At 42.1% G+C, this 20,621-nt stretch carries 21 protein-coding genes; 14 read left to right on the top strand and 7 right to left on the bottom strand.

What is annotated here, in order from left to right; genetic code table 11:
* Positions 1-91 precede the first annotated feature (91 nt).
* The 7 genes from L2703_RS04975 to L2703_RS05005 all read left to right on the top strand — a co-directional run bounded on the left by L2703_RS04975 (position 92) and on the right by L2703_RS05005 (position 7,259).
* Positions 92-352 carry a hypothetical protein gene (locus L2703_RS04975; protein WP_248970025.1) on the top strand — a complete coding sequence of 87 codons (261 nt, stop codon included), beginning with the start codon at positions 92-94 and terminating at the stop codon, positions 350-352.
* On the top strand, positions 352-651 hold the full coding sequence (locus L2703_RS04980; RefSeq protein ID WP_248970026.1) for a hypothetical protein: 300 nt from the start codon (positions 352-354) through the stop codon (positions 649-651). The genes L2703_RS04975 and L2703_RS04980 overlap by 1 nt, the downstream gene beginning before the upstream one ends.
* On the top strand, positions 648-2,267 hold the full coding sequence (locus L2703_RS04985; protein WP_248970027.1) for a PepSY-associated TM helix domain-containing protein: 1,620 nt from the start codon (positions 648-650) through the stop codon (positions 2,265-2,267). Before L2703_RS04980 ends, L2703_RS04985 begins: the two co-directional genes overlap by 4 nt.
* A 360-nt stretch (positions 2,268-2,627) precedes the next feature.
* Complete coding sequence (locus L2703_RS04990) at positions 2,628-3,098, top strand: Fur family transcriptional regulator (RefSeq protein ID WP_248970028.1); 471 nt, start codon at positions 2,628-2,630, stop codon at positions 3,096-3,098.
* Between the two features lie 273 nt (positions 3,099-3,371).
* The gene (locus tag L2703_RS18965; protein WP_283107803.1) at positions 3,372-3,791 is read left to right on the top strand and encodes an ATP-binding cassette domain-containing protein; all 420 of its coding nucleotides are present in this window, start codon (positions 3,372-3,374) and stop codon (positions 3,789-3,791) included.
* Position 3,792: 1 nt separating this feature from the next.
* The gene (locus L2703_RS05000) at positions 3,793-5,919 is read left to right on the top strand and encodes a TonB-dependent siderophore receptor (protein WP_248970029.1); all 2,127 of its coding nucleotides are present in this window, start codon (positions 3,793-3,795) and stop codon (positions 5,917-5,919) included.
* Positions 5,920-6,053: 134 nt separating this feature from the next.
* Positions 6,054-7,259: an acetyltransferase domain-containing protein gene (locus tag L2703_RS05005; RefSeq protein ID WP_248970030.1), complete on the top strand. Its 1,206-nt coding sequence runs from the start codon at positions 6,054-6,056 to the stop codon at positions 7,257-7,259.
* A gap of 204 nt (positions 7,260-7,463) precedes the next feature.
* On the opposite strand, the gene L2703_RS05010 is transcribed toward L2703_RS05005, so the two are convergent.
* On the bottom strand, positions 7,464-7,637 hold the full coding sequence (locus L2703_RS05010; protein WP_248970031.1) for a hypothetical protein: 174 nt from the start codon (positions 7,635-7,637) through the stop codon (positions 7,464-7,466).
* A gap of 825 nt (positions 7,638-8,462) precedes the next feature.
* Between L2703_RS05010 and L2703_RS05015 the strand changes: the two genes are divergently transcribed.
* From L2703_RS05015 to L2703_RS05030, 4 genes are all read left to right on the top strand, one after another.
* A complete protein-coding gene (locus L2703_RS05015; protein WP_248970032.1) occupies positions 8,463-9,158 on the top strand; it encodes a hypothetical protein in 696 nt (231 codons plus the stop codon).
* 254 nt (positions 9,159-9,412) lie between these two features.
* On the top strand, positions 9,413-10,174 hold the full coding sequence (locus L2703_RS05020) for a uracil-DNA glycosylase family protein (protein WP_248970033.1): 762 nt from the start codon (positions 9,413-9,415) through the stop codon (positions 10,172-10,174).
* A 40-nt stretch (positions 10,175-10,214) separates the two neighbouring features.
* Positions 10,215-10,667 carry a hypothetical protein gene (locus L2703_RS05025; RefSeq protein ID WP_248970034.1) on the top strand — a complete coding sequence of 151 codons (453 nt, stop codon included), beginning with the start codon at positions 10,215-10,217 and terminating at the stop codon, positions 10,665-10,667.
* 344 nt (positions 10,668-11,011) lie between these two features.
* Positions 11,012-11,311, top strand: a complete 300-nt coding sequence (locus tag L2703_RS05030; protein ID WP_248970035.1) for a helix-turn-helix domain-containing protein — start codon at positions 11,012-11,014, stop codon at positions 11,309-11,311.
* A gap of 149 nt (positions 11,312-11,460) precedes the next feature.
* Here L2703_RS05030 and L2703_RS05035 read toward each other — a convergent pair whose 3' ends face one another.
* Positions 11,461-12,564 (bottom strand): Fic family protein, encoded by a 1,104-nt coding sequence (locus L2703_RS05035; protein WP_248970036.1) that lies wholly within the window; start codon positions 12,562-12,564, stop codon positions 11,461-11,463.
* A gap of 848 nt (positions 12,565-13,412) precedes the next feature.
* Between L2703_RS05035 and L2703_RS18970 the strand changes: the two genes are divergently transcribed.
* Positions 13,413-13,538: a hypothetical protein gene (locus tag L2703_RS18970; RefSeq protein WP_283107804.1), complete on the top strand. Its 126-nt coding sequence runs from the start codon at positions 13,413-13,415 to the stop codon at positions 13,536-13,538.
* Between the two features lie 141 nt (positions 13,539-13,679).
* On the opposite strand, the gene L2703_RS05040 is transcribed toward L2703_RS18970, so the two are convergent.
* Both L2703_RS05040 and L2703_RS05045 read right to left on the bottom strand, forming a co-directional pair.
* A complete protein-coding gene (locus L2703_RS05040; RefSeq protein WP_248970037.1) occupies positions 13,680-14,909 on the bottom strand; it encodes a type II toxin-antitoxin system HipA family toxin in 1,230 nt (409 codons plus the stop codon).
* A complete protein-coding gene (locus L2703_RS05045; protein ID WP_248970038.1) occupies positions 14,902-15,228 on the bottom strand; it encodes a helix-turn-helix domain-containing protein in 327 nt (108 codons plus the stop codon). The genes L2703_RS05040 and L2703_RS05045 overlap by 8 nt, the downstream gene beginning before the upstream one ends.
* A 751-nt stretch (positions 15,229-15,979) precedes the next feature.
* On the opposite strand from L2703_RS05045, the gene L2703_RS05050 reads away from it, so the two are divergent.
* Together L2703_RS05050 and L2703_RS05055 are read left to right on the top strand one after the other, a co-directional pair.
* Positions 15,980-17,329, top strand: a complete 1,350-nt coding sequence (locus L2703_RS05050) for a type II toxin-antitoxin system HipA family toxin (RefSeq protein WP_248970039.1) — start codon at positions 15,980-15,982, stop codon at positions 17,327-17,329.
* Complete coding sequence (locus L2703_RS05055; RefSeq protein WP_248970040.1) at positions 17,326-17,742, top strand: helix-turn-helix domain-containing protein; 417 nt, start codon at positions 17,326-17,328, stop codon at positions 17,740-17,742. The genes L2703_RS05050 and L2703_RS05055 overlap by 4 nt, the downstream gene beginning before the upstream one ends.
* A gap of 210 nt (positions 17,743-17,952) precedes the next feature.
* Here L2703_RS05055 and L2703_RS05060 read toward each other — a convergent pair whose 3' ends face one another.
* The 3 genes from L2703_RS05060 to L2703_RS05070 all read right to left on the bottom strand — a co-directional run bounded on the left by L2703_RS05060 (position 17,953) and on the right by L2703_RS05070 (position 20,323).
* Positions 17,953-19,263: a type II toxin-antitoxin system HipA family toxin gene (locus tag L2703_RS05060; protein WP_248970041.1), complete on the bottom strand. Its 1,311-nt coding sequence runs from the start codon at positions 19,261-19,263 to the stop codon at positions 17,953-17,955.
* Positions 19,263-19,544 (bottom strand): helix-turn-helix domain-containing protein, encoded by a 282-nt coding sequence (locus tag L2703_RS05065; RefSeq protein ID WP_248970042.1) that lies wholly within the window; start codon positions 19,542-19,544, stop codon positions 19,263-19,265. The genes L2703_RS05060 and L2703_RS05065 overlap by 1 nt, the downstream gene beginning before the upstream one ends.
* A gap of 578 nt (positions 19,545-20,122) precedes the next feature.
* Positions 20,123-20,323, bottom strand: a complete 201-nt coding sequence (locus L2703_RS05070; protein WP_248970043.1) for a hypothetical protein — start codon at positions 20,321-20,323, stop codon at positions 20,123-20,125.
* Between the last annotated feature and the right edge of the window lie 298 nt (positions 20,324-20,621).

A 20,621-nucleotide genomic window follows, 5' to 3' on the forward strand; every position in this document is an offset into this window, starting at 1 on the left:
CTCCTGAGCAAGCAATAATGCAATTGCGAATCATTATTATTTACATTATGATTGGTGACGATTTTAAATACTCATTAACTTCGAGGTCGTTATGTTTCAAGTCTCGGCATTATTACTTACATTTATTGGTGTCGTGCTGATTTATGTCACAACTAAACACCAACGCCTGTTAAGCACCCCCTATCCTAAGGTTGTCGCCATAATGGGGGCATGCTTACTGTTATTTGCCTTGCTTAGCTGGATGCAGCTATTAACGACCGCGGCAGCCATATTTGTATGGATATTTACCTTTATCACCCTGATGATCTGTGTGCCATTTTCCACACTCATTCACTTTGGTCGGGGTAAGTAATGGCTCAATTATTACCACAAGATAAAATCCAACCTCATTGGTGGCGTAAAACCTTTATTGGTATTTTTATGGGTTTATTGTTGAGCTACGGCATCATTGCCTTGTTTGCATGGTTTGGTCCTGACGGATTAACAACCAACACGAAAGTACAATTTAATATGTGGATGATCAGCGCAATTTGGTTGCCCATTTTGTCATTGTGCTACTTATTCAAAACCGCACGAAGTGCTTTTATTTGTTTGCTCATGGCCAATGGCTGTGTGTACTTACTTTTTGCTAGTTTGTGGTGGTTACAATGAAAATTCGCCCTGATGTACTAAGAACCTATCAATCAGTTCACACCTGGACTGGCATCACCACGTCATTGTTATTGTTCATTGCATTTTTTGCAGGCGCTTTAACCATGTTTAAACCGCAAATTGAACAATGGGCCTCGCCCAGCAACCTAGCAGCAACACCCGTTAGCGAACAACGCATCGATCAATTAATTAGCCAAGTGACTCAAGAACAAGACAAAGCACGTGAAGGCTTTAATATTGACTTTAGTGAAGACGGTGCAGCATTATCTTGGTTTGTGCAAGGTGGTGGGCGTGGCCTAAGGCTTAATGACAAGCTAGCGTTTGCAAACCTAGACAACGACAAGCAATTAGTCGTACAGCAAGCACCTAGCAATGAGCTGGGTAATTTAATTGATCAACTGCATCGCACTGCTGGCATCATTGGAAAGGTGGGGCATGAAGATTTAGGCGTACTCATTCTTGGTGTTGCGGCTGCGTTATATTTTATTGCGTTGATTTCCGGCGTCATCATTCTTTTACCTACCTTAGTTAAGCAGCTGTTCGCGCTTCGTCAGCATAAAGGGGCAAATCGCTTATGGTTAGACAGCCACAATCTGGTTGGGGTTGTCAGCTTGCCGTTTCATTTATTGATAGCATGGACCGCCGTAGTGTTTGCCTTTCATGATCCAATGTACGACGGACTGAGTGTTGTTTATGGTGACAAACCCTTATTTGAACCAAGAGCGCGCGGCACCATCACCTACAATCTTGATCAACTGCCCAGTATGGCTGAATACCAAAAGCAGTTAACCGCACTCGCACCAGACCACCGCATTGACAAATTTGAATTTAGCGGACTTAATACCCCTAACCCCAGCTTAGCAGCCTACCTCAGTGCAAACGACCGCATGCAGCGCGGCGGGTATTTCGACATTATTTATCTGCACCCCTTTACACAAGAAGTCGCTTATTCGACCGTAACCTCATCTGAGCAAGATGCTTACGCCCCTATAGTCAACAGCTTCTTTTCATTACACTTTGGCAATTACGCTGGCAATTATGGTCGCTGGATGTATTTTACTATGGGGCTGTTAGGCGCATTCTTATTTTACAGTGGTAACTTACTTTGGTTAGAAAAACGTCGCGAAAAACATAACGAGCAACGTAAAGCAACAAAGATAATGGCTGCACTCACCATTGGGGTTTGCCTAGGCTCAATGCTCGGTATTGCAATCGCAATGTTAGCCTCAAAATGGCTGTATTTCTTCGACGTACAATTAAATCAAGGCTACATGTGGAGTTACTATGCCACCTTTGCACTCGCAATTGGTTACAGCTTTTACCGGGGGGCCGCACGTAGTGCAATTCATCTTTTGTATATGCTCACCTTGGTATGTTTAGCCATACCAGCAACAAGCTTAATCACATTTATTATTGCTAGTGCGCCAAATTGGTCATCCACAGAACCTGGCAACCTAATGGTAGAAGTGATAGCAATGGTGTTTGCGTTTGTTTTTTGGCGTGCAGCTAACAAGGCAAAATCGCGTGCATATTTTGGCGAAAGGAACTCAATTTGGGCAATTAATCTGCCACAAAATAAAGGCCTTGAGCCAGCTATTGCAGGATCTACATCTTAAACATGCTAAAACAAGGTTAAGCCAACACGGGCCCTAAACAGCAAAAGCGCTAGGCGGCCAACGTAAGTGAAGGCTTATCCTTGTTTCATGGTTTAACAACGATAGCAACACAAGCACAGTTTACTGTGTACACATTCCATTGCCACTGGTACCGCTATGACATCACACCGCAAAAGTTTTTAACGGTTGTTGTTTTATGCGCTGATGCACATTTAGCTTAATCAAAAGTCTTTACAGCAAGATTTTGCATTGAAAACCCACATGTTTTGCGAGATGTCCTGCTGTTTGGGTGTTTTATCATTTACAATCGGTTTACGACAATAAATAATACCCCAATCATTATTGACCAAGAGTTGAATTATGCCATCTGCCAATCACGCTGCTACGTTTGCCAAAGCAGAACAAATTTGTCACGACAATGGTGTCAAACTCACAGTAAAACGAAAAAACGTGTTAGGGGTATTACTCGACTCTGACAAACCTTTATCGGCTTATGAAATTGCCGATATTTACCGCACCACACATCACGAAACCCTCGCACCTATGTCAGTGTATCGCATGCTCGACATACTCAGCGAACTGCCGCTTGTGCATAAGTTATCATCTGAAAACAAATACCTAGCGTGTTCACATATTACTTGTTCCCATACACACCAAGTACCACAGTTTTTAATTTGTAAAAGCTGCGGTAAGGTTGCCGAAAAAGGCATTCAGGCCAGTGTGATTGAGGCACTAAAAGAAAGCATAAAGCAGGCTGACTTCCAATTGCTTAACTCACAAATCGAATTACAGTGCATCTGTAATGACTGTGCTAAATCAACCTTGAGCTAAATTCAAGCCAATTGTTTGCATTCTTTATATTATACCATTACATACCGATTGATGGCTCGTTGCGCCAATCAGCTCAGCGTCACTCATGACTTGGCATAAGCCGCTCAGCATAAGCACCTGACATAATTTACCTCGCACCCACTCGCAATTAACAAGGTTTGTTTTACAGCCTTAATGATATGTTATAACATACCACTCCATTGTGTTTACAGCGCCCATCAAACACGGCTTACACAGCACACGTATTACAACCTTTTATTTAGAGATCAGGCAATGCAAAAAGAAGCGGTAGTCGCGTCAGCACTGAGCGTGCGGTTTTCCCAACAAACCGTATTAGATAAAATCGATTTTACAGTTAAACAAGGCGAAGTCTTTGCCCTTTTAGGCGGCAATGGCGCGGGTAAATCGACAGCATTAAAAACGTTTCTCGGCACAGTTCCAAAACAAAGTGGTGAGGCAAAAGTCCTTGGAATGTCAGTAGATAAAGACATTGACAGTATTCGAGCCCAAATTGCTTACCTGCAAGCATCATTGCAATATGAGCAACAAGTGCGCGATTACCACAATGCATTACGCCTGTTCTATTACCCACTGCTATTTAGCAAAGACCCATTTACGCTCGAAAAACTCAACAACCTACCTGAGTTTTCGACTTACTCTGCATCCCAACCTTCGCCAAAGGACAATGATTAATATGAAACGTGTCACCGTGACGTACCCCAAAACCTACCTGAGCCTGTTAATCGCTTCGGCATTATGTTTGCCCACCATGGTACATGCCGCAGACAACACCAACTCAGTGTCAGAAGATGTCGACGTAATTGAAGTTAAAGGGCTACGTCAGGCCTATCGCGGCAATGTACAAGAAAAAAACCTGCCTCAATCTATTTCAACAATGTCATTTGAAACACTCGAGTTAACCGGCATTACAGGCTTACAAGATTCACTAGAGTTAGTCAGCGGCGTGACTCGTCAAAACGATTTTGGTGGCTTATGGGATATGTTTGCTATTCGTGGTTTTGCTGGCGATGAAAACCTGCCTTCAGCTTATTTAATCAACGGCTTTAGTGCAGGACGTGGCTTTAGCGGTAATCGTGATATGTCGAATGTCGAATTTATGGAAGTGCTAAAAGGGCCTAGCTCTGCGTTATATGGACGTGGCGAGCCTGGCGGCACGGTGAACATCACCACTAAAAAACCACAATTTGACGAGCAAGGATACATTAAGTTCACCGCAGGAAGCTTTAATACCTACCGCGCAGAAGGTGATTACACTAACGCAATTAGCGATGATTTAGCCTTTAGAATTAACGGGGCTTATGAAGATGCGCAAAGCTATCGTGATACGGTAGAAAAGAAAAAAACCATTCTTACCCCGTCATTTATTTATCAGGCCACTGACGACACCCTAGTCTCTTATGAGCTTGAATACCTCGACCAAGAAGCCGACATGGACCGTGGGGTCGTGTTTGTTAAAGGCAAACCATTCTCTTATTCAAACTTTTACGGCGAACCGGCAGATGGTCCTGTAGAAATTGACGCCCTAGGCCATCAACTCCAAATTCAACATGATTTTGCCAATGACTGGGCCTTTAACGCAGGATTAAGTTACCGCACATCTTCGTTTGAAGGCAGTGTGTCTGAGCCTCGTTGGTATGATGCAGATAATAACTACATTGTACGTCAGCGCCGCTATCGTGATTTTGATGCAACCGATCTCTCTGGGCGCGTTGAATTGAGTGGCACCGTTACGCTATTTGGGCTTACCAACAACCTGCTCATTGGTGGCGACGCGTATGAATACGAGCTAGAACGCCTCATTTTACGTTATCGCCATTCTGGTGCTGACGGCGATGGCGCAGATGCATTTGCTATCGATTACGACAACCCTGTATATAGTGCTACGTTACCTAGCATGAAAAACAATACCTCAGATTTAGAAGCGCAAAGTGGTCAAGGGATTTACTTTCAAGATCAAATCGATATTACCGACAGTGTTAAAGCCATGTTAGGGATGCGTTTCGATCATTTTGAGCAAGACATCACCAACCGCCTTGCCGATAACGCCATGATAAGTTCGTCAAAATCATACTTTAACCCACGCTTCGGGCTGGTGTATGTTGTAAATGATGATGCTCGCTTATATGCCAGCTATTCAGAAGGCGCAAGACCAAACTCAGGCGTTAATGCCCAGGGGAATGGCCACGATCCTGAAGAAAGCACCTCTTATGAAGTGGGGATAAAGTGGGACATGCAAGATCACGGCTTTAGCGGTACTGCGGCCGTGTTTACCACAGACAAGAAAAACATTCTCGCCAGTAGCCCAAGCGGAGACGGCACAACCGAAGCCATTGGTGAAGCCCAAAGTGACGGATTTGAACTGGATATTCATTACAATTTAACCGAAAACACCCAAGCAACCTTGTCATACGCTTATGTCGATGCCAGAAATACCAAAGAAATAACCCTGTGGGACTGGTATGTCATTGAAGAAGGCGCGCGATTAAGTAACGTGCCAGAGCATAGCGGTAGTGTAATGCTTCGCCACTTTACAGAAATGAACGGCTTAGAAGGCAGTGGTGGCGTTGTGATTAAATATGTGGGCGATCAGTTAGGCGATTTTCTAGAGCAAGATTTTGATTTACCACACTATACCTTACTCAATCTATTCGCCAATGTTAACTTAACCGACAACCTAGATCTGAACCTAAATATCGACAATGTGCTAGGTGAAGAGTACTACGCCAACTCATATTCCGACGCATGGACAATGCCAGGCGCACCAAGAAACTATCGAGTCAGCGTTAAGTACAGTTTTTAACATGTATACCCAAACAACCTGAAGGTACTCGATTTAACGGATCTTCAGGTTGATTGGAGACGTAATGATATCGCAGGGATAAAAGCTAGCTTTTATCCCTATTTACTTTTAGCAACTTGGTCAAAGAGGTTACCTTGAACAGTAATACAACTGCTTCTAATTTCTCCCCAAATGCTCCTTTAATGGCAACAAACGTCGGCGCGAGAATCGATTCAATCGATATTCTTCGTGGTCTGATCATTTTAATCATGATGCTCGATCACGTGCGTGAGCGCTTTTTTATGCACACTCCAGTAGGCGATCCAATATTCGATCACATCGCTCCTGAGTTTTTCTTTACACGTTTTATCACTCACTTTTGCGCGCCGATATTTATTTTTTTAGCAGGCATGTCGGCCTGGCTTTATGCGCATCCAGCTAATGGCACTTACCGTTCGCCAAGCGGCTTTTTGTTCAAACGCGGTTTAGTGTTAATGATGTTTGATATAGTGCTGTATACCCTATTGTGGTTCGACTTAGGCTACAACACCATTTGGCTACAAGTACTTTGGGCAATTGGACTAAGTATGCTTGGGTTATCTATTGCGTGTAAGATGAACATTTGGCTCATAGGCACGTTGGGGGTCATCATTACCTTTGGGCACGATTTATTAAATGCATACCGGTTTACGCCTGAAGATCCAGGCTTCATCCTCTGGGCCATTCTCAACCAAAATGCGGTGATCGGGCAAATAGCAGGCATGACCATTAAGGTATCATACCCCTCATTAGCATGGTTTGGGGTAATTCTGCTTGGCTATTGTGCAGGAGCACTTTTTGCAAAAACAATGAGCCCACTCGTGCGCATTAAATCGTTTATGATGATTGGGCTCGCCTGTATTCTTACCCTATTGGTATTACGCGGATTTAATCTGTATGGCGAAGCATTACCCTGGTCGGTTCAGGCAACTGGCATTGAAACACTCATGTCGTTTTTAAACGTGACCAAGTATCCGCCATCACTAAATTACCTCTTAGTCACCATAGGTGTTGGCTGTATTTTATTAGCGTTATTTGAAGCGGTTCAACAACATGCAGTAAAACCATTAAGCGTGTTAAAAACTTTTGGCTCAGCCCCTATGTTTGTATACTTTGCGCACCTTTACCTCATACTCGCCGCCTATTGGATTTTATTTACCATCATAGGCCCAACCCACGACGAGCGCTTTGGACTGCCCACGGTTGAAACAATATGGATAGGCACAGTAATGCTGACTGCCATTCTATATATTCCAACTAAAAAGTTTGCCACCTATAAGCACAAGCATAAAAGTAAAAAGCCTTGGTTGAGTTATTTGTAGTTGGCTTAATAAAAATGGCCGAGTAACGTCGGCCATTTTGACTAAAACACCTTTTAACTGTAAGCCATAACGACACGGTGCGCTTAACTGATCTCGATATCATTGTTAACAAGTTTTTTAAACATGTGGTTTCCTGCATAAAGTGTAAAAGGGTCACTCAATTCTTTCAGCTTTCCTAATTTATGAAGTTTTGTTATCGCTTGCTTATAGAGTGGGTTCAGCTTCTCTATTGGCAAATTGTCTGAGTCCCCCATGCCACAGTCGTAACTCAAATGCACCCATTCCACCGTCAAATGCAGAGCCGATTATACCGCTGGATGCATAATCTAAAGCGCCAGGAGACATAGCACTGTTTTTAGGCACATCGAGATCGCGCAATCCATTATGAAACCCTTAACTGCCATCGACCACGTTCATCACAAAACTCAGATCAGGATCATAAGTGAAATCTTCATCGCTTTGTGCTGTGTAAGGGTCTGTAGAGGCACAACCCACTAATAAGCTTGCTACCATGCTAATTGTTAAACATTTTTTTTACTGTTTTCATTGATTGAGTCCTTACTTTTTTATGCGTTATATGTAGCTTATCATTCGGGTTAAATCGGGCAATCGAGGCCATCACAAACGATTGTTTTTGTTTACCCATGTTTCAGATGATTGGTAAACAAAGCCCCACAGCTCGTTGAGTTGAAGCTAAAATGGAACATGCACAATCAATCACCTGTATTGATCTTGAAAACGCGAGCGTTGAGAAGTCTACGAGCGAAAGTGACAGCTTGCGTAGAACTCAAGCAATAGAGAAATAAAAAAATGATTTAAAATCAATTACTTAGAAAATAGTTAGGCCTATTTTACCCATTTCATTTAAACATCACTACTTAACTGATTTTATTGAAGTTTTTATCATCCCCAATCAATGACTGAGACTGAAAACTGCCAAAATGTCCTCCAATGAGACACCATTGTCTGAGGTCTTTCATTGAATAAATTCAAATGTCGCCCCCATCCATCTTCATCCATTGGGCGTATTTTGCGTATCACAATCGCTCTGAAAGCCCAGCCTCTGTTTCTATGACACATCATCATTCAACTATGCCCTATCGGGTTAGACGTAATATTTTCATTCATCCCTTAAAATGTACTTTACAAGTACATTTAAAGGTGACACAATCCATGTACTAACTAAGTACATATTAAAATATCATGTCCAGAATAAATATTGAAATCGATCCAAAACAAGATCTGAAACCGGTAAGTATCGAAGCATTAACAGCATCAATTTACAGTGCACTTACTGCACTGCAAATTCTCACTGACAGTAGTCAAAATAAAGGAGATTGCGATGTCTCAAGTGGCGCCATCGAATGGTTCGACACTCCCGAAACCACCGAGTTCGTGAGAAAAAGTGCCATGTGGTTATTGCTAGAACCATTATGGTTATATGCAGAAAAAGGTCAGTTAGTCAGACCTAAAGATCATCTTAATGATGTCATTGGTGATCTGCTCAAATGGGTTTGTGCAATTGAAGCGATAAGCGAATACTCAGGTGAAAATGTACACACACCCATTTTGAAAGTGATCACTAAATTCTTAGCTCGGTTAAAACTGGATTATCAAATTGACTTATGGTCAGGCGGTGACGTCAAAGGCTATCCAGATCTTAGCGATGGCCTCGTTGGGATCTTATGGTTACCTCAAGTCGGTGATAAAAACCTGACCATTATTGAGTTAGCCCTCCTTGCTGGGGTGTCAAACATAAGAAGCGTCAGAAATGCTCAATATGATAAAGACAACCCTTTAGTGTTTATCAAAACCGGTAAAAACGTCGAAGTCGAAATCGATGTTGCCAAGCAGTGGCTGGCTAAACGCAGAGGATTTGTGGCAACAAATCACGAATGAAATATAAACCATCACTCAACGAGTGTTATTAAAGAGCACTGAAATACCTGCATAAAATCACAGTTTGTACCTGTAAATGTGTGAAAGAGGGAGTTGTGCCCCTCAATAATGGCTCGAAGGAGGTGTCCTAAGAGCAACAAGGGGGCCCGAAATAGGGCTCCCTTTTTTAAAATTTTTTTTGTGTCAATTCAGTCATTATTTAACTTCACGATCTCGTCATCGTGAAATGAAACCATAAGAAGGTCAGTACTAAAATGTTAGAACACTATGTTAATTACATAAAAAACCATTCATTTAGCTCTGTTCAGCAGGCATTAGGAGAAGAATTAGTCATTGAGCAAAGTGGTGAATTATCCGTATATTACGCCCCGTTTGAATACATCAATAAAGAAGCAAAAATTATCATATGTGGGATAACCCCAGGCATTCAGCAAGCAATCCTGGCGCTTGAAGAAGCCAGCAAACAATTAGCACAAGGTTGTTCAATTGAAGCCACTAAAAAAGCAGCTAAAAATACCGCGAGTTTTGCTGGGCCGATGCGTAAAAACCTCATTCGCTTACTGGACTATATAGGCCTTCCACCAAAGCTGGGGATCACTTCGTGTTCTGAACTATTTGAAGCAAAAGCTCATCTCGTTCACTACACCTCAGCGTTACGCTATCCCGTGTTTAAATCCGGTAAAAATTACAGCGGAACACCGTCAATGGTTTCCAACCTTTTTTTACGCAAACAGCTTGAGCAACACTTATTACCTGAGCTCGCGCAATTTAGCTCATCAACGCTCATTATTCCACTCGGCCCCAAAGTGGAAGAAGCATTGCGTTATGCCGCTCGAGTTGGCGTTATCAATGAAAACCAAATTTTGGCGGGACTTCCTCACCCTTCTGGCGCAAATGCAGAAAGAATTTCGTACTTTTTAGGTCAAAAGCCAGCAGATAAATTGTCTATCAAAACAGATCCTGTCGTGATTGATGCCGCGAAACAAAAATTAACTGCGCAGATAACATCCATTTAAGTCTTTACAAATTACCGTGCTCAAAAAATAAGGAAATAAGATGGCCACAGCCAACAAAGTCAGCTTACTGGATACTATAACGAAGTGCATAGCACCGTCTGTTGAACGCAATATTGTAAAAACATGTCATGAATTGGGGTTTTCCAATACCTTTACTAAAAAAGAAATCGCTATTCTAAAAAATGAGCAGATTATCGCCTATATCAGCCGTACTTCAGGCTTGGGTAAAGGTAAGTTACATATAGTGATAAATCCGATCCTCTCTTCAAAAATGGATATGGCAATTGACGCAATGCCATGCGTGAAAATTAACCACAACAAAAGATGCTCTTCGCGTTTTGTGAGCAGCTCTAATTATAGAGGATTCAATAATATTGGTTATTGTGAAGCGTTAAAGTCAGGTGAACATGTTGGCGCGGGTTATATCATTGATCATGAAAATTATATTACTGAGTTAACTTCATTTTTAGCGGTATTGAATAGCTTAACTTAATGCTCACGAAATTAAGCATTTGTTATTAAAGTAATTAATACTCACATTGAGACTGATAGCTAAGCAATAGCCTCCTTGAACTGTGCTATGTCCCAGTTTAATGACTTTATAATCCCATGTCCCCCTGAATGTGACTCGTTTAGGGGCTAAAATCTGTACTACTCACCATACTCGATTTCCATGTTTCAAAGATGATGGCAATCGCTTCTCTCGCTGAATAAATTGCTTCTTTAGGAGTAACTTGGTGATTTTAGCTTATCTATCTAAAATAAAGTTAGCCATATAGCTAACTTAGATATTTAAACCCGCAATGTTAGCTATATAGCTAACATGATGAGTAGTGTATGGGAAGTAGAGCTGAAATTGATGCAGCGGTTAGTGAACGCCGCAAAGCGCTAGGTTATACCCAGCAGTATCTTGCTGAATTAACGAGTATTCATAAGGTGACTATTTCCGTAATTGAGAATGGTCGGTTCACTGGTTCTTTTGATATTTTTGAGCGTTTGCTTGATGCAATTGGTTTGCAATTTAGTGTGGCTCCAAAGACTCATGAGTTACCAGATTGGGACGAAATTGATAACATATTTAAGGAAGATGACCAATGGGTGCTGAAATTATTTTTCCAATTAAAATCAACAACATAGTTATTATTGATACTGATAATTCTGAGTGAGGTGTGTTGACGTATGGTTCTGTGCAGAGCTCGCCTGAGAGCGGACTTCGTCCTTCTAGGTTCTAGGTCCCGTCCTCGAATGCTTTAATCCCGGCTTTATAAGCGTTACCGGGACGGATCCTAGGATCTCGCAAGCTTATACCGAGTGCTCCGTCCTCCGGCTTCACTTTTTACCAAGCACCCAAGCTCTACCAAAGCCGCTAAATGACGAGAAGCGGTTGGCTTGCTGACTTTTGCTACTTTATGATATTGCGACGTATTAATGCCTTGGTCAAAATCCCCATCAAGCATTTGATTGAGCACTTTTACTTGTTCAGAGGACAGTCGCGTTTGATCGACATTTCGCCAGAAGTTTGTTTTAAAAACCGTTTGGTCGATTTCTTCAAGCACTTTGGTGAATGTTTCACCTAAGGTATTTAAAAACCAAATTAGCCAGGCGGTAATATCAAGCTCACCTTTCTGGGATTGCTCTAATATTTCATAGTAGCTTTTACGATTGGCTAAAATCGCCACTGACATCGCATAAAAACGGACTGATTGACGCTCAGCCTGTGCCAGTGCCAAGTCAGTAAGTAAGCGGGTGATCCTACCATTACCGTCATCCAAAGGGTGGAGCGTCACAAACCATAGGTGTGTTATCGCGGCTCTAAGCAAAGGGTCTAAAGCGGGGTCCTCACGGGAATCATTAAACCAGCGGATAAACACGTCTAGTTCGGATCCAAGCACATCTCGGCTCGGCGCTTCAAAATGCACCGTGGGTTTATCAATCCTACCCGATACAACCTGCATAGGCTCATCCCCGCGTAACAGTCCCCCTATAACAGGGTTGAACAAGGTGTAACCCTGAGGAAACAGCCGTTCATGCCATTGTAATATTCTCTCAAGTAAGAGCGGTGAGTCTAAATTCTCCACCGCATCTAACATTATTTCTGCTAGGCCATCTGTGCGCTCAGTGGTTGGAAATGGTTTTTCTTCAGAAAGACCAAGTTTATTAGCCAGCGACGAACGAACAGAAAAAGCATTCAGCTTCTCACCTTCAATGGCACTCGAATGAATAATGTTCGCCAATAGCGTGTCTAACATACTTTGCTTTTGGTCTTTAGGTTGACTCGACATCTTGCCCAACAACATTCCTTGGTGAAAGCGAATGTCTCGTAACTTGGGTTCAATGACGTTTTCATCCCAGATAAAGTTTGGCCAATCAGCTCGTTGCCAGATCCACATCTTGTCGCCTTTTGATTTAAATAATAGCGCATTCAAATCATATCATGATTCGAATAAAATCCTCAATCAAATCTAATTATGATGCGAATAAGCCAGATATTCATATCATCTCTTGATATTATCACCCGTCTTAGTAACCATTAACCTTCTAGGGGCTAGGAACTCGCAGGATCGCCAGAGGGTATAGATTCGAGGAGCGAAGCGTCCTTCTGGTAAATCATTAAAAGCGAACACCTGGATTCCGGCTTTAACTGCATCACCGGAATGACGTAATTGAGCAGCGTAGGATCCTCGAACCTAGCAGCGTATGTTGGGGATTCACTATTCACTCCTCGCACAAAGGGATAGTCAAACCGATAATTTCATTTAAATACAGAACATTAAAATTGAAACGGAGGTTCGCCTGATAACTCAACAGATCGTTGGGGGCCAAAGCAATATAATCCATCCCTAATCCTGCTGACCAATGGCGAGAGAATTGAAATCGACGATGTGCTAACATTATCTTATGGCTTAGCATGATATAAAGAAGGGCAAAATCATGAGCTGTTCACTCAACTATTGGTTGCCGCTTATCTCAATTGGCATCGTTATCATGGGTGGATTATTCATGGGGATTTACCACATCGTCACCTTTAACTCTTTCAAGGCAAAACAAGCGATAAGTCACAAAGAAGATAGATAGAATGCCCTCCCTGTCTGTTCTGGTCTAATGCCATCGGACACTTAAAGTTGAGATTGTAATGGTCAATAAATTAAGAGGTTTTACTACAACCGACTTGCCATAAAGTTCGCAAAGCAGTTAATCTTTGGTAGATGGTGTGCATTTGGCCCAGAAGGAGACAATTATGTCTTTAAAAAATAGCTCGACAACAGCTCAACGTAAAGCAGATGGTATTCGTCGCCTTATCGCTGCACGTGAAGCGGCTAAGCAAGCAGGGACTCTTCGCCAAGTTTCTGCTGCATCATGTTAACGGCAAACGCCAGTGATACCATGCTGGCGTAATTTCTTGCTAACTTATCAACCGGGGCAATGATTGACAAAAAAATCACTAAACATAATCTTCAACCTAATATGACAGACGCCTATGCATGCGTACGTGTCTGTTATCATTTTAGCGTAGCGGTATGCTTAGTAAGTGGCTCTCGATTGCTTCAATCATCGACTTGGTAAGGGGTAAATGCGCTTTTTCTCTCGCCCAAACCTCATGAAAGCCTGTTACGGTTTGCTTAGCGGTATCTAACACCAATTTTTCTGGCAGCATGGCCTTAGCGGCTAAGTGTGACAACTCATCCAAGGTGAAATCGCTGAATTTTTTGCTACGGCTAACCTTGAGCGACGCACTATCATGAGGGATATAGGGAATGGTTGAAACAAAGTCATAAGCTGGTGCAATCGATGCGGTGCGTTTGTCTTTATAAATCACAGACCAATTCTTCAAATGCATATCGGCATTGCCAATTAACGTATTGAACACTAACCTACGGGTAAATTCTGCGATGTCCTCATCTTGACCTTCGATACCAATAACCTGAGCAATATTCCGCATACTGGCTTTTTTGTATTTATCTTGAGGATAGACACCAAAAACTTGCGCAAAGTCCTCAATATGTACAGCTTGACCATCAACACGGTCAAAGCGTTTTATCGCAAAGGCCTGAGCATTTTTAAAAGAATTGCCATATTTGCCGACACCTTCTGGAATATTGGCAATCTGGTCAATAGAAAGTAGTTGAGTCTCTGGTACCTCCATTCCCAACATTCGAGCCAATTCCATCATCGAATATTCATTTTCTGGCACCGCCTCAAATCGAGACGACGGCAATTTCACAATCCAAGACCCACCTTTACCCGTAGCAGGAATGGTCAAACCGCCATTTACTTGTTGTAAAGCTGAAAACTTCAACTGCACACCCGCCAATGAAAAACGCATGGGCGCTTCAACTTTCGTATCACCTTCAATGTCTTGATGCACAATAGGTGGCAGCGCTTCACCATCGGCCGGTTCAACCGTGATCGCACCAGCTAAATCCTGCCCTAGCACCCACAGTAGAAAAAATTCCCGCTCAGGGTTCACACCGGCACGCTCTGCCAGGTAATGGCGCATGGTTTCTTCTGGCAAAAGATTAGAGAAAAACGGGGTTAACTTGGTTTGGGTAGGTTTAAAATTGGTCAGTAATCCACCTAGCGGATCTTTAAAACCAAGCCCTAACACGGGCCGTGAACCATCATTAATGTATGAATCCATAAAGGCAAATAGCGTTCTGTCATTGCCCACATTAGTGATCGTTGCGATGGGTTCACCATAGAGCAAAACGTTTAACGTAGAGACATTATTAGTCATCGTCGTATTCCTCTAACTGGTATGCTGGCAACATTGGCTCACTTTCATCGCTAAGGCCGTTATGATGAGTCGCGTTACTACTTCGAATGATCGACTTAATTGCAGGAACAGTCTTTCTAGGTGCGACAAATAACTCTAGGTCGAGTACGCGGGCAAGTGCAATCAAACTGGACATTCTTAAATCAACGCTACCAGACTCAATTTTCGATATATGGCTTTGCGGTACACCCGAACGAGCGCTCAGCTCTCTTTGGCTAAACCCCTTACGTATCCGAGCGTCTCGAAGGCTTCCTAATATCTGCTCTGTTAGATAGTTCATTTCAATATGTCTTAATGCATCACTAAAGATAAATTATATATAAAAACATATCATCACAACCAAAACAGCCCAAGATTGATTAGTTATTGCACATCAACAAAGGTATAGCGATATATTATTATAGATAAAAGATAACGCGCTCACTTGCTGTAAACAGGTGGCCAATGGACAGTATTAGAATAGCTTACAAAATACCTCGTTTTTAAGAATCAAGTCTTTGGTCACATTCGCTCGGTGTAATCCCACTTAATCAGGACCACACCATCACCCGTTGAAGCATGGTCCTGAGACACGTTAAAAAGCAACCATAAAAAATTCTCCAGACTTAGGTGCTTGCGAGGGGTTAATGTTCAGTAATATTTTTGACGTGGTAGAAAAGCGATTTTTCTCAAAAAAGCTCAGATCTGTGTATTGGTGTCAGAGATATTTTGACTGCATGCCAGATCTCGAATGCTGCTGAGCATAAGCTAGCCTTGAAGCGAATTGAACAATTATGGAATGCAAAACCTGATACAGGACTGGGAAATGAACTAGATAATTTAGTTGACATTGTTTGCCAGTATGAAGTTTGTCCTCTGGCGAGCTTACGAGTTCCTAGGGCCTGTTACTTAGGGCGTTTTGTGATCACAAACTGGTGTCTGACTTTTTGAGCAAAAATCGTGTCAATAAATAGTGTTATAGCTATTTATTGTGCTAATATTGTTTCAATAAATTAGTTTTACACTCTTTATTGAACCGAAATGGATGCATTATGCCTAAAGCAATTACAATTCAAATTAACTACGCTTTTGAGTGGCATGATGTTGCGACTATCGAGTTTGCAGAACACCTTGATTCAAGCTTTTGTCGACTGGACTATGAAACAGATCATGTGTTTGCACACTATAATGATTTTGCAGAAACCGCAACCAGCGTCACTTTGCCAAACGACACCATGCCCTATCGAAATAATACAAACTGGTTTCGTTTTTTAGATGACATTATTCCCGCAGGCTCAAGTCGTAAATATTGGCTACGAACACTGCGCTTGCTCGATGAAGATAAGCTTACCAGGAATTTTATTTTATTATCTCAAGGTACTATCGCACCGATAGGCAATATCAGGGTGAAAGAGTCAGTTCCTGCTACTATTATTAACCCAATACCGGTAACGTTTAGCGTTGAGGATGTCTGTAGGCTTGAAGTCGACTTTATCGAATACGCACAGGCCAATGGAGCCGCTGCCGGCGGTGCGTCTGGTGCAGGTGGTGCGGCGCCTAAATTACTTCTTCGTTGTGATCCAGATGACAGAGTGTGGATCGATACCTTTCAAGATAATCCAAGTAATCTAGACACCCGATACTTAGTTAAATTTCCAAGAGGAAGCGCAAGTATCGACCACGATATTTTAAGGGCTGAGTTTCACTTCTATCACGAACTTAACGCGTTAGGTTTCGATACTATACCCACTGATGAAATGCGGTTGATCGAGAGCGAGCGAGGTCCATCACTGTGGTTGCCAAGGTTCGATGTTGCAACAATAGGCAATAAACAGCAATTGCTTGGTATGGAGTCAGTTTACTCTGTCTTAGATATTGCTCCAGCGACGATGATGGAGCATGGCGAGGTGATCCGCGCTTTGATAGAAGTGTTTACTTTAAAAAGCGATAACAGTGAAACAACAACGTTTCTGGATGTAGAGGATGGAATAGCCGCGTTTGTTATCGAATGGGTTCGCAGGGACTTGCTTAATATTGCTTTTGGTAATTCCGATAATCACGGTCGTAATACGTCATTCATCAAGCAGAACAATCGCGTATCCCTTGCGCCTATCTACGACTTTGCCCCCATGAAAGCCGATCCAGAAGTGATATCAAGGACTTTTATATGGGGGGCGGAGCTTGAATTAGGTGGACAATATGACTTTGTTAAAATTGCCAATAGTCTTGCAGATCTTATTGAGCCAAAGGCCCTTTTAGATGCATTGGCTCAAACAGCAATAGAATTAATTGAACTCAAGCAAAGGCTGGGAAACCGAGGTGTTCCCCAGTCTATTCTCTCTTTCCCAAGTATGGGGTATGAAAATTTAGAGAAGAAATTCAAAACCTGGAAACTACTATGACAGAAAAGGCCAAAATGTTAGCCCAAGATAATCGTCATGGCCGACAACCACTTGCTGCTAAGCGTAAAAAATTGTCGAGCTCTGTCAAAGATGAGCTTATGAAAAGTATTTGCATTGAGCTTATTACCAGTCAGATCACCACAGGTAAGGCTTTGCAGAGGTTGCGTACTGAAATGCTATTCGCTAATCAAGAGCAATATGCCAAAATGGTTGGCATTACAAGGAAGGCATTATCTGAAATTGAGGGAGATAAATCGAAAGCTAGCGCATTAGTTTTAGGCAAAGCCCTAAGGGGGGTTGGACTGGAGTTATTAGTCTTACCAAGAGATAAGTTTTTACAGGGTGAAATCATCAGTTATCAAAGCGCAACTGATGGTTCTGGCGCAAAAGCATACCGGGATGATAATTTGTAGGGATCTAGCAGGGCGCTTCACTTCTAAGCCCGTCCTCAGGCGAGCTTGCGAGTTCCTAGGACCTTCAGTCGCTGATAAGAGGAAGGTTGAAAGCAGTGGTGACAAGCACTGCGCCATTTTCCACCTGGTGGAATTTCTGGGTTAGTAATCAAAGTTTGGTGTGGGAACTGAGAAAAAAGCAACCTGGTCTTTAAAACAAGAAGCCAATTGCTATTTAAGTAGTCGTCTAGATCTATCCAGTAAGCCATCAAGAATTGTATCCCTTATATGCACTGGAAAATCTTGAGGTAATTGTAATTTAACTTTCGTGATGACTGAATCAACTGAATTGGCTATCTCATTCATGATGTCCGCCATAGTTGCGGTATCAAAACCAACGGCTTTTGCTGTTTGAATAAAGTGCCTTGGGAAGATCTGTGCTATCTGGTACTTCTTACCTCTTGTCGCTTTGAGTCCCATAGCCAGCTTTGCATCGCGAATATTTAACCCTTTCCCACCAAGCACAGGATACAAAGATAAAATATCGTAAAAAGGGGTTAGTCGATATCCGCCTCCCGCCTCAATAAAAAGTGAGAAATTTTTAGCGTGACCATCGGTTGCCGCTAATAGCCAAAACAGTACCTGAGACTTCATGAAGTTAACTCGATCTTGCTCTGAATTGGTGGAGCCTAATAAAGATGACATAATCTGCTCAATATCGGGGCCGCCGTGGCTTTCATATTTTCTCGCTAGCGGAATGTTTAATGCTTGGCAAAAGTCCTCTTGGGGCAAACGCATAATCCATTTACCATCAGATGAGAGCCTACGGTCAAAGCGTTCCACAGCAAGCGCTTTAACATCACCCACCTTAATGACCGAGCATTGCGGTACATCTAAGCCAAACTCCCTCACAATCATCATACATAAGTATTCATTTTCAACGCTGTCAGACATATCAAGAGTATGTGAATGACTCTGTATTGAACCTATGGGTAGCTTAATGATGTGCGTTGTCGGGGTCGCCTTAATAGGAAGCCGCCACTGTCCATCAAGATTAAGTAAGGCCGTTTTTTCTTGGGCACCTGCTATCGATATTCGAAAGTCATCTTCATCGGTTAACATGCCTAGTGGAATACCCGACTGATAACCCTTTAACACTCTTTCCAATTCTTGATCCGATAAGGGTTTAGACTCAATTTTTTTAATATCAAACGGCTGCTGATCATGCGGTACGAGCTGCAATGCACCGACACTGTCTTGGCCGACTTTAGCCAATAAATCGAACGCTTGGGTCGATTGAGCATTATGGCGAACAACAATTCTGTTTCTCACCTCAATATTATCTGGGAGTAGATTATCGAAGAAATTGTAAACCTCATCACCTTTATACGCTTGCTTACGCAGTGGCATAGACAAAGAGATGGGACGACTGCTAGAGGTATCTAACCATTGCTGTTCATACTTAAACAGATGCGAGCCTGTGGTCGATTTAGTTAACTCTCCGACTAGGTAACCATTCATATAAACATCAAGGATAGCCATTACCACTCCTCCTTCCATTCTTGCTCAGTCGGTATGGCTTTATCATCTACAAGCTCACACCCTAACTCTGGGTTTCTAACCTTAATGTCTAGCTCAAGGTTTAATGCCGATAATATCTTAAACAGTGTTTCTATTTTAGTAGAGTCAGGGTTCTGCTCAAAGCTAGAAACCGTATCCTGACGAATGCCGACCTTACTAGCTGCTTTACTTTGCGATAGCTTCATATTTAGCCGCGCATCTTTAAGATACGCACTAAGCTGCTTTGAGTTCGTCACCTTCATAATCACTTTACCTATATAAACAGTTCCAACATCACCTTACACGCTACAGCAGGTAAATCAAGTTTTACACGCTACAACCGTTAAAGCAATCTTTACACTCTACAGGCGTTAAATAAGTGATTACATACTAACGCATGTTGCCATAAAAGAGACTGACCAAAAATATGAATGAATAAAATAGAAATACTAAGGGGAGTTTGCCCATAAGAATATCAGCTTATAGAGCTATCAAAGTGGTACTAAAGTGATGACTAAATGTATTTACCACAAAACAAAATAAAAATAAGCCATTGAATAGAAGTAAAATAAAACCAGGCCCACGATTTACAACCCGTTTTGGGGTAAGTCAACTCACCATGTAGGGTGAACGCCTCAGTTTCATCAACCGTCACTTTCAACTTCTTAAAGCAACCGCTTTGATCTGTTCTGGTCACCGGAAATTATGGCAGGTGTTAGGCATGTTGCAGTGAATCGTCTTCAGTCAGAGACAAGCTTTAAGAAAGGAGTAAGAGCGAAACAAATGAAAGCCAATCGCAACACCGATTACCTTGAAAAGGTTATTTTTGGCAAGTGAATTTTCATACTCTTACCCTGATAGTTGCAGTATCAAAGCCAACGGCTTTTGCGGTTTGAATAAAGTGCCTTGGGAAGATCTGTGCTATCCGATATGCCTTACCTTTCGTCGCTTTGAGCCCCATCGCCAGCTTTGCATCGCGCATATTTACCCCTTTACCGCCGAGCACAGGATACAAAGATAAAATATCGTAAAAAGGAGTCACTGGTTTTCCAAAAAAGAAGTCCTAATACTGATCGCATTTTTCGTTAATTAAAAAATCAAGCTCTTACAGACAGGTCCCCTCTACTTTCAACGTCATAAAACAACCACTTTGATCATCATGACTTCCACTGCAGGTGCTAAACACTGCGATAAGACCGAACAAAAAACTACTTTTACCGATATTTAAGTTCGATATTTTAGACTACCCCTTGTCAAATTAAGTGAAAAACGTGATCCACCTCACAAAAAAGCAAAAAACACCTCCTTTAAAATCAATGGCTTAAATGACTTCTCAGTTC

It is taken from the genome of Shewanella basaltis, assembly GCF_023283885.1.
Taxonomy (GTDB): domain Bacteria; phylum Pseudomonadota; class Gammaproteobacteria; order Enterobacterales; family Shewanellaceae; genus Shewanella; species Shewanella basaltis.

What these genes read in the sequence shown, in the direction of transcription:
- L2703_RS04980 (WP_248970026.1), top strand. Translation starts at nt 352, where the DNA reads ATGGCTCAATTATTACCACAAGATAAAATCCAACCTCATTGGTGGCGT.
- L2703_RS05040 (WP_248970037.1), bottom strand. Translation starts at nt 14,909, where the DNA reads ATGACTAATAATGTCTCTACGTTAAACGTTTTGCTCTATGGTGAACCC.
- L2703_RS18965 (WP_283107803.1), top strand. Translation starts at nt 3,372, where the DNA reads ATGCAAAAAGAAGCGGTAGTCGCGTCAGCACTGAGCGTGCGGTTTTCC.
- L2703_RS05060 (WP_248970041.1), bottom strand. Translation starts at nt 19,263, where the DNA reads ATGGCTATCCTTGATGTTTATATGAATGGTTACCTAGTCGGAGAGTTA.
- L2703_RS04990 (WP_248970028.1), top strand. Translation starts at nt 2,628, where the DNA reads ATGCCATCTGCCAATCACGCTGCTACGTTTGCCAAAGCAGAACAAATT.
- L2703_RS05055 (WP_248970040.1), top strand. Translation starts at nt 17,326, where the DNA reads ATGACAGAAAAGGCCAAAATGTTAGCCCAAGATAATCGTCATGGCCGA.
- L2703_RS05065 (WP_248970042.1), bottom strand. Translation starts at nt 19,544, where the DNA reads ATGAAGGTGACGAACTCAAAGCAGCTTAGTGCGTATCTTAAAGATGCG.
- L2703_RS18970 (WP_283107804.1), top strand. Translation starts at nt 13,413, where the DNA reads ATGTCTTTAAAAAATAGCTCGACAACAGCTCAACGTAAAGCAGATGGT.
- L2703_RS04975 (WP_248970025.1), top strand. Translation starts at nt 92, where the DNA reads ATGTTTCAAGTCTCGGCATTATTACTTACATTTATTGGTGTCGTGCTG.
- L2703_RS05000 (WP_248970029.1), top strand. Translation starts at nt 3,793, where the DNA reads ATGAAACGTGTCACCGTGACGTACCCCAAAACCTACCTGAGCCTGTTA.
- L2703_RS05045 (WP_248970038.1), bottom strand. Translation starts at nt 15,228, where the DNA reads ATGAACTATCTAACAGAGCAGATATTAGGAAGCCTTCGAGACGCTCGG.
- L2703_RS05035 (WP_248970036.1), bottom strand. Translation starts at nt 12,564, where the DNA reads ATGTGGATCTGGCAACGAGCTGATTGGCCAAACTTTATCTGGGATGAA.
- L2703_RS05020 (WP_248970033.1), top strand. Translation starts at nt 9,413, where the DNA reads ATGTTAGAACACTATGTTAATTACATAAAAAACCATTCATTTAGCTCT.
- L2703_RS05015 (WP_248970032.1), top strand. Translation starts at nt 8,463, where the DNA reads ATGTCCAGAATAAATATTGAAATCGATCCAAAACAAGATCTGAAACCG.
- L2703_RS05025 (WP_248970034.1), top strand. Translation starts at nt 10,215, where the DNA reads ATGGCCACAGCCAACAAAGTCAGCTTACTGGATACTATAACGAAGTGC.
- L2703_RS05050 (WP_248970039.1), top strand. Translation starts at nt 15,980, where the DNA reads ATGCCTAAAGCAATTACAATTCAAATTAACTACGCTTTTGAGTGGCAT.
- L2703_RS04985 (WP_248970027.1), top strand. Translation starts at nt 648, where the DNA reads ATGAAAATTCGCCCTGATGTACTAAGAACCTATCAATCAGTTCACACC.
- L2703_RS05030 (WP_248970035.1), top strand. Translation starts at nt 11,012, where the DNA reads ATGGGAAGTAGAGCTGAAATTGATGCAGCGGTTAGTGAACGCCGCAAA.